12 protein-coding genes are annotated in these 12549 nt (G+C 61.2%); 8 read left to right on the top strand and 4 right to left on the bottom strand.

Annotation, left to right across the window (positions count from 1 at the left end; genetic code table 11):
- Nucleotides 1–211 precede the first annotated feature (211 nt).
- Both BFP93_RS17110 and BFP93_RS17105 read right to left on the bottom strand, forming a co-directional pair.
- On the bottom strand, nucleotides 212–1780 hold the full coding sequence (locus BFP93_RS17110; RefSeq protein ID WP_065893969.1) for a phospholipase D family protein: 1569 nt from the start codon (nucleotides 1778–1780) through the stop codon (nucleotides 212–214).
- A 61-nt stretch (nucleotides 1781–1841) separates the two neighbouring features.
- Nucleotides 1842–3266, bottom strand: coding sequence for an aminotransferase-like domain-containing protein (locus BFP93_RS17105; RefSeq protein WP_065893993.1), 1425 nt, complete (start codon nucleotides 3264–3266; stop codon nucleotides 1842–1844).
- Between the two features lie 165 nt (nucleotides 3267–3431).
- On the opposite strand from BFP93_RS17105, the gene BFP93_RS17100 reads away from it, so the two are divergent.
- Nucleotides 3432–3656: a DUF1127 domain-containing protein gene (locus BFP93_RS17100; RefSeq protein WP_065893968.1), complete on the top strand. Its 225-nt coding sequence runs from the start codon at nucleotides 3432–3434 to the stop codon at nucleotides 3654–3656.
- On the opposite strand, the gene BFP93_RS17095 is transcribed toward BFP93_RS17100, so the two are convergent.
- A complete protein-coding gene (locus tag BFP93_RS17095; RefSeq protein ID WP_065886952.1) occupies nucleotides 3657–4949 on the bottom strand; it encodes an NAD(P)/FAD-dependent oxidoreductase in 1293 nt (430 codons plus the stop codon).
- A gap of 114 nt (nucleotides 4950–5063) precedes the next feature.
- Here BFP93_RS17095 and BFP93_RS17090 point away from each other — a divergent pair, with 114 nt between their 5' ends.
- The gene (locus BFP93_RS17090) at nucleotides 5064–5417 is read left to right on the top strand and encodes a YkgJ family cysteine cluster protein (protein ID WP_065893967.1); all 354 of its coding nucleotides are present in this window, start codon (nucleotides 5064–5066) and stop codon (nucleotides 5415–5417) included.
- A gap of 217 nt (nucleotides 5418–5634) precedes the next feature.
- On the opposite strand, the gene BFP93_RS17085 is transcribed toward BFP93_RS17090, so the two are convergent.
- Nucleotides 5635–6123, bottom strand: a complete 489-nt coding sequence (locus BFP93_RS17085; protein WP_003176896.1) for an Lrp/AsnC ligand binding domain-containing protein — start codon at nucleotides 6121–6123, stop codon at nucleotides 5635–5637.
- Between the two features lie 156 nt (nucleotides 6124–6279).
- On the opposite strand from BFP93_RS17085, the gene dadA reads away from it, so the two are divergent.
- The 6 genes from dadA to BFP93_RS17055 all read left to right on the top strand — a co-directional run bounded on the left by dadA (nucleotide 6280) and on the right by BFP93_RS17055 (nucleotide 12376).
- Nucleotides 6280–7581 (top strand): D-amino acid dehydrogenase, encoded by a 1302-nt coding sequence (gene dadA, locus BFP93_RS17080; RefSeq protein WP_065893966.1) that lies wholly within the window; start codon nucleotides 6280–6282, stop codon nucleotides 7579–7581.
- Nucleotides 7553–7906, top strand: coding sequence for a RidA family protein (locus BFP93_RS17075; protein WP_065893965.1), 354 nt, complete (start codon nucleotides 7553–7555; stop codon nucleotides 7904–7906). The genes dadA and BFP93_RS17075 overlap by 29 nt, the downstream gene beginning before the upstream one ends.
- A gap of 77 nt (nucleotides 7907–7983) precedes the next feature.
- Nucleotides 7984–9057 (top strand): alanine racemase, encoded by a 1074-nt coding sequence (alr, locus tag BFP93_RS17070; protein ID WP_065893964.1) that lies wholly within the window; start codon nucleotides 7984–7986, stop codon nucleotides 9055–9057.
- Between the two features lie 116 nt (nucleotides 9058–9173).
- Nucleotides 9174–9722: a cupin domain-containing protein gene (locus BFP93_RS17065; RefSeq protein ID WP_065886958.1), complete on the top strand. Its 549-nt coding sequence runs from the start codon at nucleotides 9174–9176 to the stop codon at nucleotides 9720–9722.
- Between the two features lie 180 nt (nucleotides 9723–9902).
- A complete protein-coding gene (locus BFP93_RS17060) occupies nucleotides 9903–10319 on the top strand; it encodes a c-type cytochrome (protein WP_065893963.1) in 417 nt (138 codons plus the stop codon).
- A 134-nt stretch (nucleotides 10320–10453) separates the two neighbouring features.
- Nucleotides 10454–12376, top strand: a complete 1923-nt coding sequence (locus tag BFP93_RS17055; RefSeq protein WP_065893962.1) for an acetyl-CoA hydrolase/transferase C-terminal domain-containing protein — start codon at nucleotides 10454–10456, stop codon at nucleotides 12374–12376.
- Nucleotides 12377–12549 lie beyond the last annotated feature (173 nt).

Genomic DNA, 12549 nt, shown 5'->3' with positions numbered 1-12549 from the left:
CCCGGCGTCCTGCCGGGTTACCCACGGATTCAAGCCTGCGTTCGGCCAGCGTGGTTTAACGGGGCGCCTAGGATCACAAGCAGATCAAGATCAAAAGCCAGATCAAGAGCGGCTCGCTTCGCATCGTGGTTACGGTTGGGGGCTACGGTGGTGTGTAGATACGTATGGCAATCGGGGGCAAGCCCCCTCCCACATGGGGTATACCTGATTTCTAGAGCATACGCTCCAGGCCGACACTGGTGGCGAACCAGGCATTGAACCGGCGCCACCAACTGCCGGGCTCCCGGGTCAGGGTGTGCAACTGGCCGTTATCTTCCGTCACCCACACGATCTGCCCATCCTGCAGTTTCGCCTCGTAGCTCAGCGCTGGCGCCATCCCTTGCAGCGCCAGGTTGCGTACGTGTTCCGCCAGTTCCGGGCTGTCCACCAGTACGCCGACTTCGGTGTTCCACAGCACTGAGCGCGGATCGAAATTGAATGAGCCGATAAACGATTTTTCCCGATCGAAAATCATCGCCTTGCTGTGCAGGCTGGAGTCGGAGCCGTGCAAGCTGCCGCGACGAAACAGGTGCGGCCCGCTGCTTGCGCTGGGGTCGCCGGGTTGTCGGCGCAGCTCATAGAGTTTCACGCCATGCTCCAGCAGCGCCTTGCGATAGGGCGCGTAGCCGCCGTGCACGGCGGGTACATCGGTGGCTTCAAGGGAGTTGGTCAAAAGGTTCACCGACACGCCCGCATCGGCGCGGCCCGTCAGGTACACCAGCCCGGGCGGCCCGGGAACGAAGTACGCCGAAATCATGATCAGCTCACGGCTGACGCCCTCCAGCTCCGGCGCCAGTTGCGTGGTGAGGAGCAATTGCGGGTCCGGGTCGGCCCTGGCCAGCACCTTGCTCGGGGCATCCCACAGCGCCTGGTTCCAGGCCCATATCAGCTCGCGACGCCAGATATCCATGCGCGGCTGGGTCTGGTAGGTGCGCAGGCGGTTATACAAGGCGTGGTTCTGCTGGCGCGATTGGGTCAGCGAGGCCTCCAGGCGCCCGCGCGCGACAGCGAGGTCGATCCTGGAAGGCATCGTTGAGACAAACTCATCGATAGGCTTGCTCAGCGCGCTGTTCCAGTACTGATCGAAACTGTGACCCAGTTGCTCGGCCACCGGCCCGACACTGAGCATGTCGATATCGGTGAAGTTCAGGTTGGGTTCGGCATCGAAATACTCATCCCCCAGGTTGCGCCCGCCCACGATCGCCACGCTGTTGTCGGCCAGCCACAGTTTGTTGTGCATGCGCCGGTGTTGCAGCGACAGGTTGAACAGGCGCCCCATGGCACGTGTCACCCCGGTGCTGCGGCCCAGGTGCAGCGGGTTGAACAGGCGAATGTCGATGTTGGGGTGGGCGGCAAGCGTTGCGATGATCTGGTCGAGCCCGTCGCTGGTAGTGTCGTCCAGCAGGATGCGCACGCGCACGCCGCGGTCGGCGGCCTTGAGCAGTTCATCCACCAGCATGCGCGTGCTGATACCGTCATGCACGATGTAGTACTGCAGGTCGAGGCTGGTCTGGGCGTTGCGGATCAGTTCGGCGCGGGCCATGAACGCTTCGCTGCTGTTGGGCAGCAGGCGAAAGCCGGAGCGGCCCTGATACGGTGCCGCCTGGGCCTGGATCGAACGGCCGAAGGAGGACTGCGCCGCCGGTAGCGCATCACTGGGCACGCGCGGTGTGTAGGCCGTCGCGCAGCCACCCAGTGCCAGTGCTCCCAACAGGAAAAGCGGTAAAAGCCGTTTAATCATCAAGGAAGCGGCATCCAGGTCAGGCGTTTGTCGGCATATGACGGCAATTGCTCGGAAAAGGTCAGTCTGCCCCTTCGGCCAGCAGGGCGTGCGCAGCGGTACCGACCTTGCGCACCGCCTCTTCAATCTGCGGCGTCGGTTTGGCAGCGTAGTTCATACGCAGGCAGTTACGGTATTTGCCGGATGCAGAAAAGATGCTGCCTACTGCCACCTGGACGCCTTGGTCCGTCAGCGTACGGTTGAGCTTGAGGGTATCGAAGCCCTCCGGCAATTCTATCCACAGCATAAAACTGCCCTGGGGCCGGCTGGCCCGTGTGCCGGCGGGGAAGTAGCGGCTGACCCAGTCGAGCATCAGGTCGCGATTACGCTGGTATTGCGTGCGCATCCGGCGTAAATGCGGTTCGAAATAGCCGCCTTTGAGAAACTCTGCAATCGCAATCTGAGGCTGGGTGGCGGTCGAGCCCGTGCTGATGTATTTCATGTGCAGCACCCGGTCCAGGTAGCGCCCCGGCGCGACCCAGCCAATGCGCAGGCCGGGCGCCAGGGTCTTGGAGAACGAACTGCACAGCAGGACGCGGCCGTCTTCGTCGAAGGATTTGATCGTGCGCGGGCGCGGGTAGCTGTAGGCCAGTTCGCCATACACATCGTCCTCGATGATCGCCACGTCGAAGCGCTGGGCCAGAGTCAGCAGTGCGCGTTTGCGCGCCTCCGGCATGATGTAGCCCAAGGGGTTGTTGCAGTTGGGGGTGAGCTGGATGACCTTGATCGGCCACTGTTCCAGCGCCAGTTCCAGGGCTTCAAGGCTGATGCCGGTGATCGGGTCGGTGGGGATCTCCAGGGCTTTCATGCCCAGGCCCTTGAGGGTCTGCATGGCGCCGTGGAAACTTGGCGAATCCACCGCAACGATATCGCCGGGCTCGCAAATCGCGTGGATGCTGGCGGACAGCGCTTCGTGGCAGCCGGTGGTGATAACGATGTCTTCGGCCGTCAGCTGGCAACCGGAATCCAACGACAGTCGCGCGATTTGTTCGCGCAATTCCATACAGCCCATGATGTTGTCGTAGTAAAGCCCCGGCAGATCCTGGCGGCGGCTGACGCGGGCCAGGCTGCGAAGCAATGGCTTGAGGGTGGGCGATAACACATCCGGCATGCCACGGCCCAACTGTATGGTGTCCTTGCGCGGCACGGCACGAATCAATTCCAGCACCTGGTCCCACTGGGAAATCTCTACCGGCCGCTGGGCCGGGCGACCCACCTCGGGCAGCGCCGGCAGTTCACGGCCCGCCGGCACAAAATAGCCGGACTTGGGCTTGGGCATCGCCAGGCCATTGTCTTCCAGCAATCGATAGGCCTGCTGCACGGTGCTCAGGCTGACCCCGTGTTCCACACTCAATGCGCGTACGGAAGGCAGACGGTCGCCGGGGCGATAGAAGCCTTGTTCGATGCGGGTGCCCAGCAATTCGGCAAGGTTGACGTAAAGGGTCACGGCGGTCACTCCCAGCAGACCAGTACAGATAGGCGCAAAATACAGGATTCAGCCGTGCATAGGCAGTGTCTGTATGGATTTAATAAGGGGAGGCTGAATCTGTATTGGTTTTGCTCGCTCGCTCATTCTAGTCACTCAAGGCGGCAAGCTAACGAGGGACGGCAAATGAATGGCATGAGCGATGTGCGGCTGGCGTTACATAGCCAGGAACCGGAAGCCGGGCAGGAGCGGGCGCCAACTCTGCCTGGCGAAAATCGGTGGAGCCTGTTCTGGCGCCGCCTTCATACACGCAAGGCCTTGCTGACGCTGACACCAGAGCAATTGCGCGATGTGGGGCTGACGGCAGAGCAGGCACGCCATGAAGGCTTGAAGGCTTTCTGGCGCGATTGATCAGACCAGTTCCTTGAGGCGGTGCCAGAGCATCCCCAGGGCCAGCAGCGGCGAGCGCAGGTGTTTACCACCCGGGAAGGTCATGTGCGGCACTTGGGCGAACAGGTCGAAGCGCCCTTGTTGCTGGCCGCTGATGGCTTCGGCCAGCAACCTGCCGGCCAGGTGCGTGGCGTTGAGGCCATGGCCTGCGTAGGCCTGGGCGTAATACACATTGGGTTGATCTGCCAGGCGCCCGATCTGCGGCAACCGATTAGCGCCGATGCCGATCATGCCGCCCCACTGGAAGTCGATCTTCACGTTGGCCAATTGCGGGAACACTTGCAGCATCTTTGGCCGCATATAGGCGCCAATGTCGCTCGGGTCGCGCCCGGAATAGTGGCAGGCGCCGCCGAACAACAGGCGGCGATCGGCGGACAGACGGAAATAGTCCACCGTTACCCGCTGGTCGCACACCGCCATGTTCTGCGGCAACAGGCTGGCGGCTAGCGCTTCGCTCAAGGGTTCGGTGGCGATGATGTAGCTGCCGGCGGGCAATATCTTGCCACTCAAGTGCGGGTTGAGGTCGTTGAGGTAGGCGTTGCAGGCCAGCACCAGGGTCGTGGCATGTACCTGGCCCTGGGCGGTGTGCACCTTGACCTGCGCGCCGTAGTCGATGCGCGTCACCTCGGACTGCTCGAACAATTGCACGCCCAGTTGCCGGGCAGCGCCGGCTTCGCCCAGGGCGAGGTTGAGCGGGTGCAGGTGCCCGGAACCCATGTCGATCATTCCGCCTACATAGCGGTCGGAGCCGATCACGCTGGCCATCTCGCCGGCTTCCAGCAGGCGTACTGGATGGCGATAACCCAGGCTGCGCAGCTCTTCGGCGTCTTCGGCGAGACCCTGCAGGTCGCGGGGCTTGTTGGCGAGGTCGCAGTAGCCCCAGGTCAGGTCGCAGGGGATCTGGAAGCGCTCGACGCGCTCGCGTACGATCTCCACCGCTTCCAGGCCCATCAGTTTCATCTGGCGCACGCCGTCGGTGCCGATCACCTTGGCGAACTGGTCAAGGCCGTGGCCGACGCCGCGAATCAGTTGCCCGCCGTTACGCCCACTGGCGCCCCAACCGATCTTGCGCGCTTCCAGCAGCACGACGCTGAAGCCGCGCTCGGCCAGTTCCAGGGCGGTGTTGAGCCCGGAATATCCCCCGCCAATCACGCAGACATCGGCGCGCACCTCACCCGTCAACGCCGGGTAATCGGGGTGCGGCACGCTGCTGGCGGCGTAGTAGGACGCGGTGTGCCGGGCGCTGGCGATCATGGGGGCCTCCCTGTTTGGAAAATTTGACGCAGGATACAACGGTCGGACGAAGCTGTCTGCGCGGGGCGTTTTGAGTCAGAATCCACGCCTATTCGCCGTTCGGTGTGTGTTTCGATGAGTTGCAACAGTCAGAAAATCAGCGCGCTGCGTCGACAGATTCCTTCGTTCGAGTGCGTTCCCGGTTGTCACGACTGCTGTGGGCCGGTCACCACTTCGCCCGAAGAAATGTCACGCCTGCCGCGCAAGACAGCTGCCGAGCAGGCAGCGGCCATGGATGAGCTCAATTGCGTGCACCTGGGGCCCAACGGCTGCACCGTGTATGACGAGCGCCCGCTGATCTGTCGCCTGTTCGGCACCACCAAGACCTTGCCGTGCCCCAATGGCCGGCGGCCGGTGGAACTGATTCATCCACGGGTTGAAAAGCAGATCCACGCGTACATGGCGAGTACCCGACAGGTATTGGTGTAGCGGATTTACTCGGTCAGTGTGGGAGGGGGCAAGCCCTAATGCCGTCTGTAGGAGCGAGCTTGCTCGCGAAAAACTCACAGGCACCGCGCTCATTCAGAAAGCACGCGTTATCGTTGACCTTTTTCGCGAGCAAGCTCGCTCCTACAGAGGGCGGTGCAGGCTTAACTGACTGGCATTAGGGCAAGCCTCCTCCCACATTTGATTGAGTTGTGTCAGGTTAATCGGGGATCGGCAGGTTAAGGCTCTCTTTCACCTCTTCCATCACGATGTAGCTCTTGGATTCGCGCACATGGGGCAATTTGAGCAGAATATCGCCGAGTAATTTGCGGTACGAGGCCATCTCGGAAATCCGCGCTTTCACCAAGTAGTCGAAGTCTCCGGACACCAGGTGACACTCCAGCACATGCGGTAGCTTGAGCACCGCGCGGCGGAACTCTTCAAACGTGTCGCCGGACTTGTAATCCAGGCTGATCTCGACAAATACCAGCAAACTCCCTTTCAAATGCTGCGGATTGAGCCGTGCGTTGTAGCCCATGATGATCCCTTCGCGCTCCAGGCGCCGGACTCGCTCGGTACAGGGCGTCGTCGACAGCCCGACCTTCTCGCCCAGCTCCGTGAACGAAATGCGCCCATCGGTTTGCAGGATGCGCAGGATGTTGCGGTCGATCTTGTCCAGCTCCCGCTTGGTCTGAGTGTTGGTACGCATAGGGGATACGCCTCTGTGAAAAGCATTTTTGCCGAGAATTGTCGCCAAATATAGGCATTTATATAGTGAAATGCACTGGTGATTGTTTTTTACACTGCGCCCATCATTGCTCGAATAACACACGTCAGCGGCTCAGCCCGTGATGAGGATATAAAAATGCGCGTTCTGGTCTTGGGTAGCGGCGTCATTGGCGTGACCAGTGCCTACTATTTGGCTCGGGCCGGCTTTGAGGTCGTCGTGGTCGACCGTCAACCCGCCGCCGCCATGGAGACCAGTTTCGCCAACGCCGGCCAGGTGTCTCCAGGCTATGCGTCGCCATGGGCCGCGCCGGGCGTGCCGCTCAAGGCGATCAAGTGGCTGCTGCAACGCCATGCGCCACTGGCGATCAAGGCCACCGCCGATATCGACCAATACCTGTGGATGGCGCAGATGCTGCGCAATTGCACCGCCAACCGATATGCGGTGAACAAGGAGCGCATGGTTCGCCTCTCCGAGTACAGCCGCGACTGCCTTGATGAACTGCGCGCTGAAACCGGGATTGCCTACGAAGGGCGCAGCCTGGGGACCACTCAACTGTTCCGTACCCAGGCCCAGCTCGATGGCGCGGCCAAGGACATTGCCGTGCTGCAGGAGTCCGGCGTGCCCTTCGAATTGCTCGACCGTGCCGGCATCGCCCGGGTCGAGCCGGCCCTGGCCAACGTCACCGACATTCTCGCCGGTGCGCTGCGCCTGCCCAACGACCAGACGGGCGATTGCCAGATGTTCACCACGCGCCTGGCCGACATGTGCAAGCAGTTGGGCGTTGAGTTCCGCTTCGAACAAGACATCCAGCGCCTCGATTTCGCCGGCGACCGCGTCAATGGCGTGTGGATCGATGGCAAGTTGGAAACCGCCGACCGCTACGTGCTGGCGCTGGGCAGTTATTCGCCCAAGCTGCTCAAGCCGCTGGGGATCAAGGCGCCCGTGTACCCGCTCAAGGGCTACTCGCTGACCGTGCCGATCACCAACCCGGCGATGGCGCCGACCTCGACCATCCTCGACGAAACCTACAAAGTCGCGATCACCCGTTTCGACAACCGCATTCGCGTCGGCGGCATGGCTGAGATAGCCGGTTTTGACCTGTCGCTCAACCCGCGTCGGCGTGAAACCCTGGAGATGATCGTCAACGACCTTTATCCTCATGGCGGCGATTTGGCCCAAGCCAGTTTCTGGACCGGTCTGCGCCCGACCACACCCGATGGCACACCGATTGTCGGTGGCACTCCGTTCAGGAACCTGTTCCTGAATACCGGCCACGGCACCCTCGGCTGGACCATGGCATGCGGCTCCGGACGTTTGCTGGCCGACCTGATGGCGAAGAAAACGCCGCAGATCAGTGCCGAAGGCCTCGATATCTCCCGTTACGGCAATCACCAGGAGTCCGCAAAACATGTCCATCCAGCGCCAGCTCACCAATGAACGCATGAGCCAGATCGTTGTTCACAACAGCACCGTTTACCTGGCGGGCCAAGTGGGCGACGACATGAATGCCGGCATTGAGCAGCAGACCCGTGAAACCCTGGTCAACATCGAGCGTTTGCTGGACCTGGCCGGCACCGACAAGACCCGCTTGCTGTCGGTGACGATCTATTTGAAAGACATCAATGCCGATTTCGCCGGTATGAACGCGGTGTGGGACAAGTGGTTGCCAAAAGGTGTCGCCCCGGCCCGCGCCACGGTTGAAGCCAAACTGTGCGAACCGAATATCCTGGTAGAGCTGTCCGTCGTGGCTGCGCTGCCTTAATACACATCCCTCTTGCGGTGCCGATGTTGTCGGTCGGCACCGGTTTTCTTCACTCTGCCGCCTAGAAGCCTGCCGCCATGCGTCCTGCCCGTGCCCTGATCGACCTCCAAGCCCTGCGTCACAACTACCAATTGGCCCGCGAAGTCAGCGGGGCCAAGGCCCTCGCCGTGATCAAGGCGGACGCCTACGGCCACGGCGCGGTGCGCGTAGCCCAGGCGCTGGAAGCCGAGGCCGATGGGTTTGCGGTGGCGTGCATCGAGGAGGCCCTGGAGCTGCGCGCCGCCGGGATACGTGCACCGGTACTGCTGCTGGAAGGTTTTTTCGAAGCCGACGAGCTGACGCTGATCATCGAGCAGGACCTGTGGTGCGTGGTGCATTCATTGTGGCAACTGGAGGCGATCGAGCAGGCCACGCTGGGCAAGCCGCTGACCATCTGGCTCAAGCTCGACTCGGGCATGCACCGAGTCGGCCTGCACCCCAAGGATTTCCAGGAGGCGTACAAGCGTCTGCTGGCCAGTGGCAAGGTCGCGAAGATCGTATTGATGAGCCATTTCGCCCGTGCCGATGAGCTCGATTGCGCAAGCAGCAGCGAGCAAGTGGCGGTATTCGAAGCGGCGCGCCAGGGCCTGGCGGCTGAAGTCAGCCTGCGCAATTCCCCGGCCGTACTGGGTTGGCCAAGTGTGTCCAGTGACTGGGTGCGTCCTGGCATCATGCTCTACGGTGCCACGCCCTTTGGTGATGACCAGGCTATCGCCGCGCGTTTGCAGCCGGTGATGACCCTGGAGTCGAAAATCATTTGCGTACGTGAACTGCCGGCGGGAGAGCCGGTGGGTTACGGGGCCAGGTTCATCACGCCCAAAGCGATGCGTATCGGCGTGGTGGCCATGGGGTATGCCGATGGCTACCCGCGCCACGCGCCCACGGGCACACCGGTGCTGGTCGCAGGTCAGCGCAGCCAGTTGCTGGGCCGGGTGTCCATGGACATGCTGTGCGTCGACCTGACGGATGTGCCCCAGGCGGGGCTGGGTTCCACGGTGGAGTTGTGGGGCAAGAATATCCTTGCCAGCGACGTCGCGACTGCTGCTGAAACCATCCCCTATCAGCTTTTCTGCAACCTGCGCCGAGTGCCAAGGCTCTATTTGGGCGCTTGATCGCCAGGTACGAATGCCGCTGCCCAGGATTTAGGCCCAAGTGTTGTAAATACTGAACGCTGTCGCCATGATAACGCTCAATTACAACAAAGCCTGAATCCCAGGAGGCACCTGCATTGGACGTCGGCGAACGACTGCAATCCATCCGTAAACTCAAAGGTCTTTCCCAGCGCGAGCTTGCCAAGCGCGCGGGCGTCACCAACAGCACCATTTCGATGATCGAGAAAAACAGCGTCAGCCCCTCGATCAGTTCCCTGCGCAAGGTACTGGGCGGCATTCCCATGTCCATGGTGGAATTCTTTTCCGAAGAGATCCTCCAGGAAATACCCACGCAGGTCGTCTATAAAGCCAATGAGCTGATCGACATCTCCGACGGTGCCGTGACCATGAAGCTGGTAGGCCGAGCGCACCCGAGCCGGGCAATCGCGTTCCTCAATGAAATCTACCCGCCAGGCGCCGACACGGGCGAAGAAATGCTCACCCATGAAGGCGAAGAAACCGGAATCCTGGTGGAAGGGCGCCTGGAACTGGTGGTCGGTCTTGAAACTTTTGTGCTCGAAGCAGGCGATAGCTACTACTTTGAAAGTACCAAGCCCCATCGTTTTCGCAATCCGTTCGACGTGCCGGCGCGACTAATCAGCGCAGCCACACCGGCGAACTTTTAAAACAGAAGGCGCCCTGCCAGCGTTGCAGGGTTCGCGCAGCTGTACACCGTGAGGCCGAATCTCCCTTTATTTAATAGGGTTGTTTCGGCCGGGCGGACTAACCGCTATACTTTCGCCGCCTGCGAAACCGTGGCCGCAGGCGTGAATAGCCACCATGAGGGTGAACGCGTGAACCTAATTATGAAAATGCTGGCTGCACCAGCAACCGTACTGGCCCTGTGGGCTGGCAGCGCTCAAGCTGCGACCAACGATGACATCGCCAAGCGCCTGGAGCCTGTGGGCCAGGTCTGTGTCCAGGGTCAGGAATGCAAGGGGATGGAGGTTGCTGTGGCGGCGGGCGGCGGCGGCGGTGCCAAGACGCCGGATGAAGTGATCGCCAAACATTGCAATGCATGCCATGGCACTGGCCTGCTGAGTGCGCCGAAAATCGGCGATGCCGCAGACTGGGGTAAACGTGCCAAAGAGCAGGGCGGCCTCGACGGGCTGCTTGCAAAGGCCATCACAGGTATCAATGCCATGCCGCCGAAAGGCACCTGCGCCGATTGCTCGGATGATGAGCTAAAGGGTGCGATCGAGAAGATGTCCGGCTTGAAATAAACCGATCTTCGTCAAAACAGCCGCTTACGGGCGGCTTTTTTGTGCCCCAGATTTGTGTTTCAACGCTGTTCTTTGCAGCAAAGACCCGCCACGCTCTGTCCAACCCCTAATCATGGAATGTTCAGGAGGGTCGGATGGTGCAGTTGTGTTCAATCGAGCAAGCAGTTGACGACGTACTGGCGCGGTTGCCGGCGCATATCCACATGGGCATGCCGCTGGGCTTGGGCAAGCCCAACCTGTTCGTCAATGCGCTGTACCGGCGCATTGCCAAGTTGCCCGAGCGGGCGCTGACCATCTACACCGCGCTGAGCCTGGGTCGCCCGTCCCTGGGGGACGGGTTGCAGAAGCGCTTTCTCGAACCTTTTATCGAGCGCGTGTTTGGCGATTATCCCGAACTGGATTTCCTCGCGGACCTGCACAAGGGCAGCCTGCCGAAGAATATCCGCGTGCAACAGTTCTTCATGCAGCCCGGCAGCCTGCTCCACAGCGACTCGGCGCAGCAGGATTATGTCAGCAGCAACTACAGCCATGCCGCCCGTGATATCAATGCCGCCGGCCTGAACCTGGTGGCGCAACTGGTTGCCAGCAGCGCCGAGCATCCCGACCGCCTGAGCCTGAGCTGCAACCCGGATATCACCCTCGACCTGCTCCCCATGATCGCCAAGCGTCGCGAAGCCGGGGAAACCATTCTGGTGGTTGGCCAGGTTCACACTGAATTGCCCTACATGCCCGGCGATGCGGAATTGGGCATGGACGCATTCGACTACCTGCTCGACGAAAAAGACAGCACCACGCTGTTTTCCACGCCCAACATGCCGGTGGGGTTCCAGGACCATTTTATCGGCCTGCATGCCAGTACCCTGGTTCGCGATGGCGGCACCTTGCAGATCGGCATCGGCTCCATGGGCGATGCGCTGACCGCCGCCTTGCTGGCGCGCCAGGCCGACAACGAAGCCTATCGATTGCTGCTGACCGACCTGGATGTGTACCAGTGGGCGCCCTTGATCAGTCGTGAGGGTGGCGTCGATCCGTTCGCCCGGGGCCTTTATGGTTGCAGCGAAATGTTCGTCAACGGCATGCTGGTGCTGGCGGATGCCGGCATCATCCGGCGCAAGGTTTACCCGGATGTGGCGACCCAGGAGCAAGCCAATGCCGGGCTGCTCGACGATGCGGCGCAGCCCGATGGCATCTCCATCCATGGCGGTTTCTTCCTTGGCCCGCGCAGTTTCTACCAGCGCTTGCAGGAGATGAGCCACGCCAAGCGGCTGCAATTCAACATGACCCGCATCAGCTATATCAACGAGCTGTACGGCCAGGAAGAACTCAAGCGCTTGCAGCGCCAGGATGCACGGTTCGTCAACAGTGCGATCATGGTGACGTTGCTCGGTGCCGGTGTGGCCGACCAATTGGAAGATGGCCGCGTGCTCAGTGGCGTGGGCGGGCAGTACAACTTCGTTGCCCAGGGCCACGCGCTGGAGGATGCGCGTTCTATCCTGATCCTGCGCAGCTGGCGCGAGTCGGGGGGAGAGGTCAGCTCCAATATCGTCTGGGAATATGGCCATTGCACCATTCCCCGACACCTGCGCGATATCGTCATTACCGAGTACGGCATTGCCGACTTGCGGGGGCAGACTGATGCCAAGGTGATTGAAGCGTTGCTCAATATCACTGACTCGCGCTTCCAGGACGATTTGATCGAGCAGGCGCAAAAGGCCGGCAAGCTGCCCAAGGATTTCAAGCTGGACCCGCGTTTTGCCGACAACACACCGCAACGGCTCCAGGCGATTCAGGTCAGGCACCGACGCCTGTTCCCGGAGTACCCGTTGGGCAGTGACTTTACGGACGAGGAGCGGGACCTGTTGCGGGCGCTGAACTGGCTCAAGAGTAAATTCAAGCTCACGGAGATGCTGGAGCTGGGCAAGGCGGCGCTGGACGCACCGGAGCCGGAGGCGTTTCCCGAGCACCTTGAGCGGATGCGGTTGGATCAGCCGGAGGGGTTCAAGGAAGACCTGTACCAGCGCCTGTTACTCGCCGGCCTCCAGGCCACCGCACACTAAAAGCCAATAGCGAGCAAATGTGGGAAGGGGCTTGCCCCCGATGACCATAGGTATCTACACAACTCTGTAGCGCTCAACCGTAACCACGATGCGAAGCGAGTCGCTCTTGATCTTGATCTGCTTTTGATCTTAGGCGCCCCGTTAAACCACGCTGGCCGAACGCAGGCTTGAAT

The sequence above is a fragment of the Pseudomonas sp. 44 R 15 genome (genome assembly GCF_900004965.1).
Lineage (GTDB): Bacteria > Pseudomonadota > Gammaproteobacteria > Pseudomonadales > Pseudomonadaceae > Aquipseudomonas > Aquipseudomonas orientalis_A.
The sequence above is the reverse complement of the archived record's forward strand: the minus strand, read 5'-3'. Positions and strand labels throughout refer to the sequence as shown.